The organism is Heliomicrobium undosum (assembly GCF_009877425.1).
GTDB lineage: Bacteria > Bacillota > Desulfitobacteriia > Heliobacteriales > Heliobacteriaceae > Heliomicrobium > Heliomicrobium undosum.
In genome coordinates this window covers 82,348-100,093 of the sequence record NZ_WXEY01000010.1, presented here as the reverse complement: position 1 = coordinate 100,093, position 17,746 = coordinate 82,348, and the positions used below count along the sequence as shown (strand labels likewise).

Genomic DNA, 17,746 nt, shown 5'->3' with positions numbered 1-17,746 from the left:
TTTACGGACCAATCGGGTGTGACTGGAATATCATGGAACCGAATAGAAAGGAGTGATCTTGCTTTGATCGTCTATTATGTTCGACCGGGCGACACCATGACCGCCATCGCCCAGAGATATGGCGTGACATTGGAGCAGTTGCTGGCCGCCAACCGGTTGCCCAACCCGGATGTCTTGCAGGTGGGGCAAGCGATCTCGATCCCCGTGCCGGCATCACCGGGAGGACTTTGTCCAACCCTGTCCCTGGGCGCTCGGGGCGCTTCGGTAAGACGGCTGCAGCAGTTGCTGGCCAGGGCCGGTTTGAATCCGGGACCCATTGACGGGATCTTTGGGATCGCAACGCGAAACGCCGTCATCGGCCTGCAGCGCCGCCAGAACCTGGAACCAAGCGGTATCGTCGAAAGGGCCGAATGGCAGGCACTCGGTGTCAACTGCGCCCGTCCGCCCATCCCGCCTTTTCCCCGGCAACCGGGGCAGCGTCCGCCCGTGACGCCGCAGCCGCCTCGCCGTCCGGCGCCGCCCAGGCCTGCGCCGACGCCTCCTGCGCCGCGTCCGACGCCCACACCGCCGGCAGGTCCGACCTGTCCCGACCTGGCGCGAGGCAGCACAGGTGAGGCCGTCCGGCGTCTGCAGCGCCTGCTGGACGCAGCTGAGTATCTGGTCACCGTGACCGGCGTCTATGATCAAGCGACCGAGAATGCCGTGAGAACCTTTCAGTCCGAAGTCGGGATCAGTCCGACGGGACGGGCCAACCTGGAGACGTGGCTCTCCCTGGGAGAATCCTGCGGCGATTTGCCTCGTCCGCCGCGCCACCGCATCACCCGCGTAATCAATAACATCCGCTACACCCTGTACACGAACAAGGCCGTCTACCGGCCGGGAGAGCCCGTCTTGATCACCTTCATCAAAACCAATGTGGGCACACAGCCGATCACCCTCAATTACCCCTCGTCCCAGCGGTATGACCTGTCCATCGACCTGGGATTGAGCGGCATCGAAGTCTGGCGCTGGTCCCGCGGTCGTTCCTTCAATCCCGTTGCCGAGACCATCGTCTTGCAGCCGGCAGAGTATCAAGCATTCCAGGAAACATGGAACCAGTCGAGCAACACGGGCCAGGATATCCGCTATCCCGGACGATATATACTCGCCGCCACCAATCTGGGCACGCGGCAGGGCGTCAGCGTGGAGATCGAACTGCAGCCGGCAGTGGGCGCTTCGGAAGCGGAATCATAACCCACGGAAGCTGGAGCAAGAGGATAATCGATTTGTGAGGTCAGAGCCAATCCGCGATTTGCCGCAATTTGTCGAGATCCGGGTTGGCTCTGCTCTTTTTTGGGGATCTGCGCTCTTTTTCAGTTGGGATGATAGGAGGAAAAAAACTTAACACGGGAGATCATGAAACCATAAGGAACCTTAATCTGCCGTCATCGTCATTTAACAAAATGATGCTAATGTAGGCTGCGATAACCAATTAAGGAGGTCATCAAATGAACAAGGCGACAAAAAACATGCTCGCCGCCGTCATGGGAACGGCCATGCTGTTGACGTCCCTAACCCCCGCCCTTGCCGCCGGCGCTTCGGCCAGCCAAGGCAAAGCGAAAAACGTCATCTTCATGCTGAGCGACGGCAACTCGATCGGCGGCACGACCCTGACCCGCTGGTACAACATCGCAAAAAGTAAGGACCCCCAATCCCGTCTCGCCCTCGATGATCCCGCCTTTGAGCTGGCGTTACAACGCACCTTTGGCGCCAACTCTATCATCACCGACTCGGCGCCTGCCGGAACCGCCTACTCGACAGGATTCAAAAGCGACAGCGGCTACATATCGGTCCTTCCCGACAAGATCAACATCACCGGCGCCAAGGAATACAGCGGCAGCGAGCCCTTCAAGCCTGTCGCCACTGTCCTGGAGGGGGCCAAGCTGATGGGCAAGGCCACCGGCATCGTCTCCACCTCCCAGATCCAGCACGCCTCCCCGGCGGCCACATCGGCCCACTGGTATAAGCGCTCCAATTATGAGGAGATCGCCGAACAGCAGGTCTACCAGGACATGGACGTCGTCCTCGGCGCCGGCGCCGGCTACCTCGGGCAAAAGCGCGCCGACGGCCAGGACCTGATCAAGGTGATCAAGCAACGCGGCTACGACTATGTGACCGACACCGGCAAGTTGAAGGCCTCCACGGCGGACAAGATCTGGGGCATGTTCGCCGATGTCTCCCTGGATCGCGACATCGACCGCAACCCGGCGAAACAACCGAGCCTGGCTGAGATGACCCAAAAAGCCATCGACAGGCTCAGCAAAGACAAGGATGGCTTCTTCCTCTTTGTCGAAGGCAGCGAAGTAGACTGGTCTGCCCACGCCAACGACCCTGTCGGCCTGATCAGCGACATCAACGCCTTTGACCGCGCCGTCAAAGTGGCCCTCGATTTTGCGAAAAAGGACAAGAACACCCTGCTGATCGTTACCACCGACCACGGCAATGGCGGCGTCACCATCGGCAACAGCCTCTCCGACGAATCATACGACAAAATGCCCCTTGAGACGGTGATGTCGCCGTTGCTCAAGGTGAACCGCACCTCCGATTACATCGTCCGTGAACTGCCGAAAGACGCCACAGACGAACAGATCAAAGAAGCCATCGCCAAGTACTACAGCATCACCGATGTGACCGACGAGGAACTTGCAGAGGCGAAAAAATGGCTGGCCAAAGACAGTGACCGCGACTACGGCATCGGCAGGATCGTGAGCAAGCGCGCCCGCATCGGCTGGACCACCCACGGCCATACCGGCGAGGATGTCATCGTCTACAGCTACGGTCCCAACAGCCTCTCGGGACTGGTGGACAACACCGATGCTGCCCGCGTGATGGCCAAAGCGATGGGCTTTGATCTTGCCGATGTCAACAAAAAGTTGATGGTTAACGCCAAAGAGGCCTTTGCCAAACTGGGCGCCAAGTGCGACATCGACGTCACCGACGCCAAGAACCCCGTCGTTTTCGTTGAAAAAGACAACGTCAAAGCCAAGCTGCCCATCAGCACCGACATCATCATCATCAACGACAAGGCGGACACCATGACCGGCCTGACCGTCCGCGGCAAGGAAGACGCCCCCGTCTACGTGCCCCAGGAGGCCGTCGACCGGTTCGCGGCGGCCCTGAAGGCGTCCAAGAAATAGATACATTCGAATGTCTTATATGGAATGCGTGAGATTGCTGTTCAAGAAGAGACCCGCGCTGTATGCGCGGGTCTCTTCGCCGATCTTTGTTCGTTCTTAGGTTAGGTCGCTCTTAGGCTGATCTTGATTGGATCTTCGGTCACCCTTTGTCTACATTTTTTATTCCCCTGATGGTTCCTCATGTCCGGCCCCTGCCGGAGGCGACACAAGGCCGGCCTCGCGTTCCCGCGTGTGATCACCAGATGCACTTTCGAGAGAGGCCCCGACAGCCTGCCGGCAGGCGCGCAGCTCCTCCGTCAGATCGAGCAGGCGGCAGAAATCGATCAGGGCCGGTTCTTCCGGCAAGCTGTTCAGCCGATCGTCCACGTCCCGGTAACGGTTCTCGCGGGAACGGCGCAGTTCTGCCCAGATCTCGGCAGGCAACGCGTCGGTCCGGTGGACCTCCTTTGCCGTTCGTTCCCATTGTTTTTCTTGAAGGGAATAGCCATAATGGGGACGGTTCAGGTGAAGACTAAACGGGAAAAGCCGTCAATCTTTTGGTATTTCCATTGTAACATATTTGTTTGACAGAATTGCTCTCCCTCGGTTATCCTGAACGTTGGTAGACAATCAGCCAGGAGGGAAAAGGTTGCGACGCGTCAAACTTGCCATTCTACATATGCTGCCCCAGACCTGGCTGTCCCGCCAAAGCGGGAAGTGGGCCGCTTCCCGTTGGAGCCGGAGGGCCATCCCCTGGTTCATCCGCCGCTACGGTGTGAACCTGGAGGAAGCGGAAAAATACTGGCAGGAGTATCGCTCGTTGGCTGATTTCTTCTGCCGCCGTTTGAAGCCGGGCATGCGCCCCGTCTGTCCTGATGAAAGGACCGTCGTCAGCCCTGTAGACGGTAAGGTATCCCAGATGGGCACCGCATCGGCCGGGCGCCTGATCCAGGCGAAGGGGATCAACTACTCGCTGGAACAACTCCTTGGTGACGCGGAACAGGCCAGGCGATTTACCGGGGGAGAGTTTATCACCATCTACCTGAGCCCGCGCGATTACCACCGCATCCATGCGCCCCTGGCGGGCCGGGTGACCGGATACGCTTACTGGCCCGGGCGGCTTTATCCTGTCAACGACCTGGGCGTGCGCGGGGTGCCCAACCTCTTCGCCCGCAATGAGCGGTTGATCACCTACATGAACACCGATGTGGGACAGGTCGCGGTGATCAAGGTAGGCGCCATGATGGTCGGCAGCGTCCGAGTCGGCTACGCCGAAATCAACCGGCGCAAACGGGCCAAATTGATCTCAGTGACCGAGGGTCCCTATCTGGAAAAAGGGGACGAGCTGGGCTTCTTCGAGTTTGGGTCGACGGTGATCCTACTCTACGAACCGGGCGCCATCCGCTGGAAGCCAGGCATTGAGACGGGTACCCGACTGAAGATGGGCGAGGAGCTTGCGGAAAAAATTATTTGAAAAAAAAGACCGGCATATTTGGCCGGTCTTTTTTTAATTGTATGGCATTATTGGCGAATAGAGACTCATAATCTAGGAATGGAAGGGCACGCCCTTAATCTATTGGCCCCATTGGGCCATTTTATTTGTATTCATGAAAGATTCGCAAAAAGGAGGGCTCTCCATAGTTGTGTCGAATTAGCTGTTCTGGGCATAACCTTCCAAGCGCAGCGACAGGAAGCGTTTTTATCAGCGAAGATTCGACACCATTGCAGGACGTTTCCCCGGTTTTACCTAAACAGTAACCCGTTTTCCCTGACCATCAATCGGGAGGGAAAGCCGCTCCGTAGACCGGGGGTTTGCCACACTAATGGAGGTGTCTATCACATGCATCCTTTCCGCCAACCCCTTGAGCTTGCCCGCCTGATCGATAACCCGACGGCGGCGCAACTGCGGGAAATGGCTCGGGGCGAGGAACACACGACCGAATTCGGCAGTCCCTGTTACGTCTCGGAAGCGCGCAACCGCAGCGCCAAGAAAACCTACCTCGTCGAAGACGGGATCACCTTGGGCGTCGACCAGCAGGGGATCTCCCTGGAGAAGGCCACGGCTCTGGCCGCTGAGGTGCACCGCTACCTGGCCGACCGGAGCGTCATCCGCCTCGACCGGCAGATGGGCCTTGACGCCGGCCACACCTACCACTGCCGCCTCTACATCACCGAACCCTATGCGCGCATCCCCGCCATGTGGATCCACTCCCTGTTTGCGCCTGCGGACAAGGACAAGGAACCCGATCTGATCAGCATCTACGTCCCCGAGTGGCCGGAGCGGGTAATCTTCTGCCACCCGCTGGCTGGCGTTACATATATCCTGGGCACCGACTACTTTGGCGAGTGCAAGAAATCCTTCCTGCGCATGGCCATGTTCCGGACGAAGCAGAAGGGCGGCCTGGGACTCCACGCCGGCTCCAAGGTGCTCCGCGTCCGCGACGCCGCCGGCGAATTGAAGGATGTGGGCTTCATCCTCTTCGGCCTCAGTGGCACCGGCAAGACCACCCTGACCATTCACGACCACGGCCTCACCGGCGACGAGCGCGTAATCATCCGACAGGACGATATCGTGCTCATGGATCCCGACGGTTTCTGCGCCGGCACGGAAGACGGCTTCTATATCAAGACCGACGGCCTCGACAAGCCCCAGAAGGTCCTCTACGAAGCCGCTGTGTCCCCCAACGCCCTCTTCGAGAACATCAAGGTCTTCGAGGGCGGCGTCATCGACTTCTTCAACCAGGAACTGACCTCCAACGGCCGCGGCATCGTCCTGCGCAAAGAAGTGGCCGGCTCTGACGACTCCATCGACCTGCAGAAGGCCCACAAGATCATCTTCATCACCCGCCGCAACGACATCGTGCCGCCGCTGGCCCGCTTGAACCCCGTCCAAGGGGCCGCCTACTTTATGCTCGGCGAGTCCATCGAAACCTCTGCCGGCGACCCGACCAAGGCCGGCCAGTCGAAGCGCGAAGTGGGCACTAACCCCTTCATCGTCGGTCCCGAAGAGGAAGAGGGGCAACGCCTCCTGGAGATCCTCCGCAACAACCCCGATATGGAGTGCTATCTGTTGAATACAGGATCCGTCGGCGCCCATGAGGGCGACGCCGGCATCAAGCTCTCCATCAAGGTTTCCACCACGCTGATGAAGGAGATCGCCAAGGGCGGCATCGAGTGGACCGTCGACCCCGACTGGGGCTATGAAGTCCCCGTCTCCGTCCCCGGCCTCGACATCGGGGAAATCATGCCCCGCCGCTTCTACAGCGTAGAGGAGTACCAGTCCCGCGTGGAAAAACTCCGCAACGAACGGCGCGAGTGGCTGGCCCGCTTCCCTGGGTTGGCGGAGGAGATCCGGGCGGCTGTGGAGAAGGCCTAATCTAGGCTCTATATCCCGGCGCTATCGTCCAGTCATACCCCGAGATAATACAAAGCCCTTCACAGTCTTGAGGCCGTGAAGGGCTTTCTCTCGTCTTGTCTAAAATATTATGCAGTTATTTGGCTCGACGCAGTTCTCTGATTTCTGATTCATGCCTATTCGTTCGGTAACTCAGTTCCTTAAGGACGAAAGTCGTATCTTCCTGAAGATCAGCGATCCGGGTGACGGTTCCTTCGAGCCTGTCCATTCGCTCACCAAGTCGAACAACCTCGGCCCGCGTTTCATGCAGGTTGCCTTCAATCGCTCTAGTCAGCTGGAAAAGTTCAGACTGCCCTTGTTCCAAGACGGTTTGTCGTTCCTCCATCCTGGATTGCCGTTCTTCAATCCCGGTCAATCTTAACTTCATCTCTCTAATGTCGGTCTTCGTGAGTTTGACTTCGTCTAGAATCTGTCGGAGAAGCGTTTCACTCATTTTGAGCCCCCCTGTTGACCCTTTTTAAAATGATTTAAAATCATATGAGCCGATGTGATTCATTACAATGATTCTAACGATACCTTGCGTTTGGATCTTTGTCTTTGTCCATTTTACTACGTATTCGATTTTTTTATAAGTTCGTTCAGAGCGCCGAATGAACGAACCAAGAACCCCTGTCTGGCCTTGGGAACCATTATACCGATAACCTTTAGAAAAAGCTCAAAAAGGAAGAAAATAACTATTAACTATAATAATTACCGTGTATTTTATTTGTTTTTCTTCTGAGATATGATTAGAGTGTCAATTATTCTGATGAACCCCAATTGTGAGATGTAGGTACGATATTCGCTTTCTATAGGAAAAATTTCATTTTCGTGACGAAGGAGTCTGGATTAAGTGAAATTCACGGCTGAGGCATTATATTCTTTGTTGATTTATTCCCAATCTTTTAATATAGGATGGGAGGAAATCAAGTCGCAGCTTTCTCGCGGAGTTCGGGTTTATTTGTTTACCCCCTATGGGCATGAAACTCAGAACATTCCCCGCCTATTTTTGGAGGCGGCTGAGGCAAACTTGTTTGAATGGTATGTAGTACCAGAACACCATCCATTGCCGCAAAAAGACGTGTTCTTTTACGATGGGGTTGTCCACGATCGAAGCGTATTTGAATACTTAGCAGACCATTCGCGACCTGTTACCGGAAGGTTTTGTTTTAATAAAGAGCAATACATAATCACTCATGCTTCCCCCGAAAGGCATCAGATGATCATAGCGGGAGCAGGTACGGGAAAAACGTCGACAATGGTGAACCGGGTTCTTTTTCTTAAACATCAACAATCAGATCTAATGTTGTCACAGGTTGCAATGATCACCTTTACTAACGAAGCAGCTGTGGAGATGCGGCAACGTCTGATTGATAGACTTCACAAGTATTATAAAATTACGGGTCAACGTCGATACCTAGAATGGATGCAGGAAGTACGTTTTTTGAAGGTATCAACGATTCACGCATTTGCCAAAACTTTTTTAGAAGTTGAAGGGAGAACATTGGGATTCTCCAGTAATATACAGATTGGCAGCTTTATTTATGACAAAAGACGAATTATTGAAGAAGGCATAGATAGCTTTGCGAAGGCTAATCCCGAACTTTTTAAAGCCATAGAGAGGATTCCGCAGTATCTTGTTGTAGAAATGGTGCTGTTTGTTAACTCGGTTTTAGACAACCGAAGTGTCTTGATAAATGACTTGGAAAAACAAATTGATTTTGGCGATGATGAACCCAATTTATCGCCTTTATTATTGTTTTTACTCAAGCATTTAAATGAACGTTTATCTTTATTCAAACGGGAACGGAACGCTTGGGAGATTTCTGATCTTATTCGCGAATTGGATCGGGTGACCGAGAGAGGGAGAGAAAGGAAAATAGCCTTAGCATGGCGGTATCTATTTGTCGATGAATTTCAGGATACAGATGATGTGCAGGTTCGTTTTTTATTGTGGTTGGTTCGGAGGTCCTACTGTCGTTTATTCGTGGTTGGTGATGAAAAACAGAGTATATATCGTTTTCGCGGTGCCGACTATACGGCCTTTCGGCAGTTAAGTGAAGGACTGAATAAACTGGTGGATAATCTGGACAGGTACCATCTGGCCCTTAACTACCGGTCGATTCCTGTGCTGCTTTTGGAAATGAACGAGTTTTTCCGTAATTGGAGCCTAAAGGTAAGGCATTTTAAATACGACCGGGAGGAGCAGCTTCGTCCTGCTCTAATCAAGGCGAATGAAGATAGCTTATATACGGATGATAGGGCTGAGAAAAAAATTCGCGCCTACGGCTCTCGCGAAATGCATCTAAAAGAAGTGCTCGACCAGATTGGTGAAGAGGAGACAGCTTTTATTGTGCGCACGAACGATGATGTTGACAAAGTCATTCGGCTTTGTCGTAAGTTAGGATATCCCTGCGAAGGCGAAGTGCGTGGAGATTTTTACCGTTCGCCGCCGGTGAGAGAACTGTATATTGTTTTACAGGCCTTATTGCATCCCGAGGTTACAAAAAACTGGTTCGCCTTAGACCAAACGAGTTATGGAAGCCGGACCTTAAGCTATAGGGAAGTTATTTCCGGATTTAACCCCGATAGATTATTTTTGAAAGAACTATGGCGAAAGACTGGTGGGGAAAGTACTTGGGAGAAATACCTTTCGTTGATCACAAAAAAACCCATACTTCATGTCCTAGAACAAATCGTCGCTGATATCCGCCCTGAAGTCAATTTTTTCACTCGTCTCCAGTCAAAAATTGCAGGTTCGCCGGAGGTTTCTCCACGGTTGGAACGAGACAGCGAGATTAAAACGCTAGAATATAGCATGAATCTCGAACATCTTTTTTTCCTTTTACGTCGCCACTTTGGAGATTCGTCAGTTTCGCTTATAGAATTGGCACACTTTCTTCGAATTAAAATGGATACTGATACTTCAGAAATTCCTTTACTGGCGCCGGAAGAACAGCGTAAACACAGGCTTCGCTGCCTGACTGTTCACAAAGCGAAAGGTGCTCAGTTTGAGCATGTGATTATACCGATTACACGTCATCCTTTTTTACGCAGTGGGCGCCCACAGGTGATTTTGGCTCGTCACAATGATCGCTGGCAGGTAGGGTACCGCTTACATTTGCACACTTTCAGCTACCGGAACCTCATATTTGATCAACTAAGCGGTCACGAGAACCCTGAGATTGTTGCGGAGGAAACACGCTTGCTCTATGTAGCTATGACTCGCGCAAAAAAAGGGTTGTACGTTCAGGTTGATGACGATATCGCCCGTAACAATCGACTGAATAGTTGGCGTGATTTGTTACGCTTGGGAGGCATGGTTTAATGGATTCACAGATTTTTTATGTTGAAACCTTTGAAGACCCCCATGCCTACTACCAACAGTTAAAAATATATGAGGATGAAATGCATATCACTGGTGGTCACGTTTTAGCGAACTGGATCCGACAGCGTGGCGCATACCTGGGTCCTGGTAGCCCCTCTGTTTGGTCCTACGAGGGATTGCAACGCAGATTGTATCGTCGTTGGTATCAACCATTAACTCGGATTTTTCTCGAAACAAAAGTTCGGGAGTGCATTCAGCGACTCTTTTCAGAAGATAATCCCTTAAAACGCGCCCTCATAAATGACTTGGAAACCATTGTCCGTGAGTTTTGTTTGCTTGCGGAATTGGGGATCTTTGCATTACCGCCAGTCTCTCAGCCGGATCCGGCATTAGCGTTCCAAAAAATTGTGACGAGCCTCATGACCGACCCTCAGGTCAGAGACATCATTAACATCTATCACAGCGTTACATATGAACACCTTTGTCATGAACTGAACGAGGGAAAGTCTATTCGTAGGATCTATTTGTATCAATTGGATAAAATCGACGCGATGCGCATGGTCTTTTTCCACCGGCTTCGTCACTGGGGAATCAAAGTGGTCTTTCGCATCCCCTTTTATGCCTATTGCCCATCGATCTCTGCTCCCTGGCGTGAATTATACGAAGCCATCACTGGAGTCGGATGCAAGGAATGGTCCTATTCATGTACGGCCCAGTTCCGAAAGGGACAGCAATTAATTCGTTTTTTGGAGGGTATTGATTCTGCGGGTGCAGAGCGAAGAGAAACGTTAACCCGGATGCTGGCGCCTGAGGATTGCTTGGATTTGGGCATTGTGGAATTTAATTCACCGGCCCAATTTAAGTCGTATCTAAGAACGCACCCCCCAACGAACTTGAAACAAAAGATTGCGGCCCCGGAAGCCGACCAATTGAACCAGGCTTTTGGCGATGCCCTTCCCACACGGCGAAAGCAAGAAATGGCTGGACATCCGCTGTACCGGTTTATACATGCCGTATACCGATGCCGACGGCGGGAGCCCGATTTTGAACTGGACTGGAACACCTTTGTTCAGATAGCTGCTTCTCCGTGGGTGGATACGAAACAAGTTTCTGGAATGGCTGCAGTAGGTTTTTTGGATGATTTATCTGATTACATGCAGGGAGTTACAACCTTGAAGGAAATCCGCCGTCGGCTTGGTTGCTTGGAGGAACTGCAGAGAGCAAGTCGTGTTTTTGATGACCTGGCACGAGATCAGGTAAATCGAAACCGGATGGCGCGGTATCTGTCAAATCCATTAAGGGTATTTGTCTACGTTCATGGGGAGCGGTACAGCGTAACGTTGAAGCAAGTCGTGGACTTGGTCAGTATTGTTGAATCAATGCTTCGACGACTATTACCTGTTGAAGGTACAAGTGTTTCTGTGGGAGCTCATTTTGAAAGTTGGAGAAGAATCATAGAGAGCCTTCGAGGGCAGCTTGAGACCACAATAAAGGATGACTTGCCTTTTTTTGAACGTTTCGAGCGGATGCTTTTAATCAACTTTCCAGACGAATGGCGAGCAGAAAGACCTGAACTAGAAAGCTATATGATGGTTTGTCTTTATGGACCCGGGACGCAACAGAATGCGGTAGACGTTATTCATAGTCTAGAGCAACTGGATGGTTTAGTATTGACTAGCGAATCCATCCACTTGACCAACATGTCTCTTGAAGCGACGCAGAAAAGTGAACGTAACGAGTTTGGCCATTATCTCACGAACGAATGGGTCAGAACTGCTGCAAACCGCTTGTCGAATCAGAATTGGCGTTCGTTGTTGCTGCGCTGTTTAGATGTGGACTTTCTCTGGAAAAGCAAGCTTAGGGAAGGATTTACAGATTTTTCGCTATTTTATGCCGTAGCCTTTTGTCGGAAAAAGCTTACTGTAAGTTGGATACGTCAGTGGCATCGTCATGATGCGCCCGGTTTGGCATGGCACGTGTTAAGTTCCTTATATCCTAAGAGTGAGATTGAGAACAAGATTGATATGTTAGGATTTAGGACATCTACCCCCACATCAATAACGGAGAACACATCTTCATTTGCGGTAGAAACCCCCGAAATGGAAAATACAGAAAAAACAGATGAAATAATTAACATTATAAGCCAGTTTCCAGAGGTATTTTACCTGGACATCGATTTCTGCCCGCTTAAGTTTTTCTACACGGCAATTATAGACCAACAACCACTTTATTCGACTGACTTTCATCAAAAACTTGTTTTTGCTGCCGTTGCTTCATTGCTTGCTGAACAAGCTGACGGTCGTAAACAGGTGAGAGAGTTTCTTTTTCCGCTTTTCCCCCAGTGGACGGATACGTTGAAGGAAAATTTGTTAATCACAACGAGTATTCATGGGTTGCGGGAGTACCGGTCTTTTCAAAACGTTCATTATCCAAGCGCAATGGCTGGCTTGCAACGACTTCGAAGTCGCTACGGTCAAACAGCTTATAAAATACGAGAGGCATACCGTGATGGAAAGCCGATTAAAGTAAAGTGGCTGAAAGACTGGTTCCGAACCCTTTTGAATACCAACACACAATCAAAAGGGGGACAGCACTGTCGTATGTGTCCACATTTGTCCCTTTGCCTGGAGGGGGTGTATGTAGTTGATGAAGACAAGCACCGACACTGAAGCAGCTAAGTTTGCCTTTTGGCAACGTTCTGCTATGGCTTGGCAAAACTACTTCGACGTGCGTAGTTTGCTCCCCGGCATCCAACCTTCAGCGGAGCAAACGGCTCTTGTGCAAGTAAACGAACCGCAGTTGCTTATCCAGGGCGCAGCAGGTAGCGGAAAAAGCATCACTTTAATTTTTAAATTATTGCGGGTTATGGAGCAGGAAAAAAATCGGCAGCGCATTCTCTATCTGTCTTTTAATAAAACTTTAATAGAAGACGCTCGCAAGCGCGCCCATATGGCGTTACTGTTTCATGAAGTTGTTCAAAAACACGACCTGCGGATGGAAACCTTTCATGATATGGCCCATTGGCTTTTGCGGCAAATGGGGTTTCACAAAGTTCCCCGATTCGATGCAACGACAAGAGGCTTGAAACTTCATGAGAATAACCTGTTAAGGCGCGTAACTGCATTGACTGACACGTATAAGGAAAGCAGAGAATACCAACAATTGGGCTCTGATGAACGTTTATTTTCTACACACTCGGGTTCTTTTATCCTTGAAGAGTTGCTGTGGATAAAAGCAAACGGATATACCCAACGGGACGCATATCTGAATGTGGATCGAACAGGACGTGGCAATAACCCTCGGCTGACCCGTGCGCAACGGCAAACGATATTCACTCTTTTTGAGCGATACCAAGCTAAAATGAAGAATGACTATCACGGCGACATGGATATGGAGGACTACGCGCTCGCTCTTTGGGGAGTAATCGACCAAATTCCTGAATCTTTGCTATTCGACGTAATTTTCGTTGATGAAGTGCAAGACTTACAACCCATGCAAATCAAGGTTCTTGTCCGGCTTGCAAAAAAGACGCTTGTCCTATCGGGTGATCCGAAACAGCGCATTTATAAACGCAGTCCCCATACCTATGCAGAGTTGGGACTTCAACTGCAAGGAAAGCGGACACGGACTCTGCGTGTAAATTATCGATCAACCCGTCAGATTATGGCATTCGCGAATGGTTTAAAGTTTAACGACTTGGAGCATGTCCGGGAGGATTTACGCGCATCAGAGCGGGAAGGACCTTTGCCAGAAATTCATTATTTTCAAGAACGGATGATGATGTATCGTTTTGTCGTCGAACGGTTAAAGGAAATATATCATCGGGATCCTGAAAGTTCCCTTTGTGTCATCCATAGGAGCGAAAAGCGGACGATGTTGAGGCACGACCACCCGATTAAGGCATATTTGGAGCAAAATTTTTCTGTAATCACCGCTGAGCAGTACGAAAGACGGTTCAATCATGACGCCGATAAAAAACCTGTGCTGTTCACGGACGCTTTCAGTGTGAAGGGATTAGAATTCGATTATGTCTTTATCATTGATTTTGATCGTTTGAACTATCCCCATCAAGATCGCATTGAAGACTTGAAGCGCCGTTCCGAAACAATAAACAGCGATAGCTTTGAGCGCGACCACGATTCTATCTCAAACGATGAGAAAAAAGTGCTCTATGTTGCGCTTACCAGGGCTCGGAAAGAATTGACCTTGTGTTGGTCTGGAGAAACTATTTCGAAAGTGTCCCCCTTTATTCGCGATTTTCATATTGACTCATTCGAAGCTTACGGTTTTGATAAAAATATTTTTTGTGGGCAGGAAGTTATCGCTTGATTAGTGCCCCAAAATAACAAACCCTATCTGCTTTTCTTTAACAGAGAGGGTTTGCACGAAAGTAAATCCAGCCTTCTAAAACGTTTCCGTCCTATCGTCCGTTTCCAACCGCTACCCCTTCTTCGACTCCCCCCGCTTTTTTCCCAGCCCTAACCCATCACCGCTCCCGCTGATCTCCCGCATATACTCCTTCATCAACTTGCGGATCCCCCGGCCCTCGATCCGGCTCACATAGCTGCGGGAGATGTTCAACAGGTCGGCCACGGTCTGCTGCGTCTTCGGGGTGCCATCGGCCAGTCCGTAACGCAGCGTCAGGATCTCGCGCTCTTTCTTGTTCAGGCGCCGCCGGACTTTATTCTGAAGGTCCTCGAGCTCAAAAGACCGCTCGACCAACTCCGCTACCGTATCTCCGTCCGTGCCGAGTATGTCGCTGTAGGTCATCATGTTTCCGTCCTTGTCTATGCCGACGGATTCCTCGAAGGAGACGATTCGGGAATCTCGCTTCTTATCGCGGAAGTGCATGAGGATCTCGTTCTCGATGCACCGGGAGGCGTAGGTGCTGAGCCGCACCTTCTTCTCGGCCTTGAAGGTGTTGATCGCCTTGATCAGCCCGATCGTTCCGATGCTGATCAATTCTTCGATCTCTTCATCGTTGGAATAGTATTTTTTGCAGATGTGCGCCACCAGGCGAAGGTTATGGGTTATCAGTTTTTCCCGCGCTTCTGCGTCGCCGCTGGCCGTGCGGGCGATGCATTCGGCTTCTTCTTCCGCCGAGAGGGGTTTCGGAAATGAGTTGCTGTTGAGACCGCCGAAAAGGGCGGCAAACCCTTTGAGCAGGAAAGCCAGAAAGGCGGCAACGCATGCCGTTACCAATCGATCACCCCCGTTTATCTATTTCCACTTTATGGAAAGAGACAAGGAGGTGTGCGAGTCTATAACAAAGCGCCCTCCCGCTCGGGAGGGCGCGCCTCTACCTGGTAAAGATGTGTTTGCCGATGCGCTTGATCTGGGGCCGTCCCCAGATCCATTTGCTTGTCGCCGTGGCCGGGTTGAAATAGTAAAGGGCGCCGGCGCTGGGATCCCAACCGGCCAGTGCGTCACGGGCGGCTTTGAGGCTGGTCTGGTTAATGTTCATCCAGATCTGCCCGTCATCGACAGCCGTAAAGGCGCCCGGTTGGAAGATCACGCCCGATACGGTATTGGGGAATACGGCGCTGCGAACCCGGTTGAGGATGACGCCGCCGACAGCCACCTGTCCCACATAGGGCTCCCCTCGGGCCTCGCCGGTGATGCATCGCGCCATCATCCAGACATCGTAGGACCTCGGCCAGCCCCGGCCGATCGCCTGGGCTTCGGCCATCTCGATTTCCGGCCCGAATTTTTCCAGGAACTGCCCATAGGTCATGGGCAGGGAGGGTTCGCTGTCGGGCCAGGGGAAAAGGAGCGTCGCCAGGATCAGCAGGAAGAGTCCTGCTTTTCCGCCGATTCGAAGCGTTTGCATCTAAGACCCCCTTTTTCATTCACATCGATTCGCCAATCCATTTTCGGGGATAGTATGGGCGAAAGGATCGAAGTCCATGCAAACCGCTCCTTGGCGACAACCGATTTTTTGCCGAGGCTGAGATTAAAGAAGGTTTTTTTCCCGTCGCATGGAATTGCAAGGGAAGGAACGCCTTGAACCGCTGCACAATGCTCCCTTCAATCATGAACGAAACGATACAATAGTCAGGTGATAGCTTGAGCGCCTCTCCAACACCAAACCGCCTCATCTCCGCAACAACCATTGCCGGACTCGTTTTGCTTTTAACCGTTTTTGCCTTCTGGGCAGATTCCACCGTAGCGACAAACATCGCCGCAGCGTCAGTCCCCGCCCCCGAAATATCAGCGGACCGCGCCTCAGCGGAGGGCGAGCCCGGTTCAGTCGGGACCATCCCAGGGAGTATCATCACAGGGGAAACCGTCAGGGCAGCGAAGACGGTCCTTGTCGTCTACCCGACGCCGCGGATCTTGCGAGGCACCCTGCCTTGGCAGGAGCGGGACTGGCCCACGATGATGCAAAACCTCCTGGGTCATTTTGACGTGGAGGTGACGCTCCGCACGAGCGGCGCCTATCAGGAAGGCGATTTGGCCCGTTACGATGCCTTCATCTACATGGGAACGTATCCTGAGAAGGTTCCGCGCACCCTGTTGCGGGACGTAGCCGGTTCTCAAAAGCCGGTCATGTGGCTGGGGCGCAACATCGAACAGTTGGATGTCGCCGGTGGTCCCCGATGGCAAACCCGTCTTTCCGAACGCCAGTCGGTCGCCTACATTTATAAGGACCGGACGATTAACGCCAATCGCCCGCAGCAAATGAACCTGGTGAGGGAATTTCCCGTTGATAGCGTCGTATGGGCCTGGGCGGACACCCCACAGGGGCGATTCCCCTTCGGCTTGCGCAACCACCGATTCTGGTATGTTGCAGACACGGATCTGCACAGCCGGGCCTACCTGTTGGTTGCCGATCAACTGTACGACTTTCTGGGACAGCCTTCGGAAGGGAAGCGCTGGGCCACCTTGCGTATTGAAGACGTGCACCCGCTCCGTTCAGCGGAGACGTTGCGCCAGTTTGCTGATGCGCTGAAAAGCCGGAACATCCCCTTCATGGTTACCGTCGTTCCCGTCTACGTGAATCCGAAGACGGGGGAGCGGGTCACTTTATCGGAACGCCCTGATCTAGTGGAAGCGCTCCGCTACATGGAGGCCTCCGGCGGCACGATCCTGGTTCACGGATTGACCCATCAGGTCGGGGATGTGGAAACCGGCTGGGGCTTTGAGTTTTGGGATGCAGACAGAGAAGAGCCGGTTGTCTCAAAGACCTTTCCCGATTGGGCGGAAAAGCGGTGGGACCGTGCGATTAACGATCTGCGCGCCCTTGGTTTGCGCCCGCTGGGCATCACGGTGCCCCATTACGCCATGAACCGCGACACCTATGTTCAACTGCGCGACCGCGTCGACCTGCTCGTCGGCAGTCCGCAGATCTCCGGCCATTCGAGGCTGACCCAGAAGGTCCCTTACCTGCTGAAAAAAGACCAGTATGGCTACCGTGTGATACCGGAGAATATCGGTTTTTTCGATTTCCGCAAAGAAGACCCGGTGGCGCCGATGCTGAAGGCGGCTGAGGAAGTGACCCTGGTGCGCGACTGCGCTGCGGGCGCTTTTTTCCACTCCTTTCTCGACAGCGGGCGGCTGGTTCAACTGGTCGACGGGCTCCGGGAACGAGGGTTTGCTTTCTTAGACCCGCACAACCTGCCCGTCAGGGAAGCGCTCCCTACTGCTTCACCGGAGCATGGGGTTGGCGCCATTTCGGAGGCAGATGTTTTCTGGGATCCCATCGTGAATGGCGACACGTCGAAGGGTGCGCTTTTCCCATGGCTGGGCATGGCGGGGGAGGAGACGCCCCTGCTCTTTGCGGCCGCAATTGCGCTGGCCGGGGTGACTGCGGCAGCGCTTGTCCTGATCATCAGGGCGGGGGTCGGCGCAGGAAATAAAAAAAGATAA

The 17,746-nt window shown here is 52.5% G+C and carries 11 protein-coding genes and 1 pseudogene; 8 read left to right on the top strand and 4 right to left on the bottom strand.

Annotated elements, in window-relative coordinates; genetic code table 11:
• The first annotated feature begins 63 nt into the window (after positions 1-63).
• Positions 64-1,233: a peptidoglycan-binding protein gene (locus GTO91_RS10755; RefSeq protein ID WP_161258717.1), complete on the top strand. Its 1,170-nt coding sequence runs from the start codon at positions 64-66 to the stop codon at positions 1,231-1,233.
• A 254-nt stretch (positions 1,234-1,487) separates the two neighbouring features.
• The gene (locus GTO91_RS10750; RefSeq protein ID WP_161258716.1) at positions 1,488-3,176 is read left to right on the top strand and encodes an alkaline phosphatase; all 1,689 of its coding nucleotides are present in this window, start codon (positions 1,488-1,490) and stop codon (positions 3,174-3,176) included.
• 159 nt (positions 3,177-3,335) lie between these two features.
• Here GTO91_RS10750 and GTO91_RS10745 read toward each other — a convergent pair whose 3' ends face one another.
• Positions 3,336-3,599 carry a hypothetical protein gene (locus tag GTO91_RS10745; protein ID WP_161258715.1) on the bottom strand — a complete coding sequence of 88 codons (264 nt, stop codon included), beginning with the start codon at positions 3,597-3,599 and terminating at the stop codon, positions 3,336-3,338.
• Positions 3,600-3,804: 205 nt separating this feature from the next.
• On the opposite strand from GTO91_RS10745, the gene asd reads away from it, so the two are divergent.
• Both asd and GTO91_RS10735 read left to right on the top strand, forming a co-directional pair.
• Positions 3,805-4,629, top strand: a complete 825-nt coding sequence (gene asd, locus GTO91_RS10740) for an archaetidylserine decarboxylase (RefSeq protein ID WP_207709007.1) — start codon at positions 3,805-3,807, stop codon at positions 4,627-4,629.
• Between the two features lie 366 nt (positions 4,630-4,995).
• A complete protein-coding gene (locus tag GTO91_RS10735) occupies positions 4,996-6,531 on the top strand; it encodes a phosphoenolpyruvate carboxykinase (ATP) (protein WP_161258714.1) in 1,536 nt (511 codons plus the stop codon).
• 115 nt (positions 6,532-6,646) lie between these two features.
• Here GTO91_RS10735 and GTO91_RS10730 read toward each other — a convergent pair whose 3' ends face one another.
• On the bottom strand, positions 6,647-7,003 hold the full coding sequence (locus GTO91_RS10730) for a hypothetical protein (protein ID WP_161258713.1): 357 nt from the start codon (positions 7,001-7,003) through the stop codon (positions 6,647-6,649).
• Between the two features lie 399 nt (positions 7,004-7,402).
• On the opposite strand from GTO91_RS10730, the gene GTO91_RS10725 reads away from it, so the two are divergent.
• From GTO91_RS10725 to GTO91_RS10715, 3 genes are read left to right on the top strand one after another with little or no spacing between them, the layout of a single operon-like run.
• Positions 7,403-9,877 (top strand): UvrD-helicase domain-containing protein, encoded by a 2,475-nt coding sequence (locus tag GTO91_RS10725; RefSeq protein ID WP_161258712.1) that lies wholly within the window; start codon positions 7,403-7,405, stop codon positions 9,875-9,877.
• Positions 9,877-12,546: a hypothetical protein gene (locus tag GTO91_RS10720; RefSeq protein WP_161258711.1), complete on the top strand. Its 2,670-nt coding sequence runs from the start codon at positions 9,877-9,879 to the stop codon at positions 12,544-12,546. Before GTO91_RS10725 ends, GTO91_RS10720 begins: the two co-directional genes overlap by 1 nt.
• On the top strand, positions 12,524-14,206 hold the full coding sequence (locus GTO91_RS10715) for a UvrD-helicase domain-containing protein (RefSeq protein WP_161258743.1): 1,683 nt from the start codon (positions 12,524-12,526) through the stop codon (positions 14,204-14,206). Before GTO91_RS10720 ends, GTO91_RS10715 begins: the two co-directional genes overlap by 23 nt.
• A gap of 111 nt (positions 14,207-14,317) precedes the next feature.
• On the opposite strand, the gene sigK is transcribed toward GTO91_RS10715, so the two are convergent.
• Positions 14,318-15,079, bottom strand: coding sequence for an RNA polymerase sporulation sigma factor SigK (sigK, locus tag GTO91_RS10710; RefSeq protein WP_161258710.1), 762 nt, complete (start codon positions 15,077-15,079; stop codon positions 14,318-14,320).
• Between the two features lie 97 nt (positions 15,080-15,176).
• Positions 15,177-15,521, bottom strand: a pseudogene (locus tag GTO91_RS10705) (cell wall hydrolase); the annotation flags it as partial.
• 482 nt (positions 15,522-16,003) lie between these two features.
• On the opposite strand from GTO91_RS10705, the gene GTO91_RS10700 reads away from it, so the two are divergent.
• On the top strand, positions 16,004-17,746 hold the full coding sequence (locus GTO91_RS10700; RefSeq protein WP_161258708.1) for a DUF2334 domain-containing protein: 1,743 nt from the start codon (positions 16,004-16,006) through the stop codon (positions 17,744-17,746).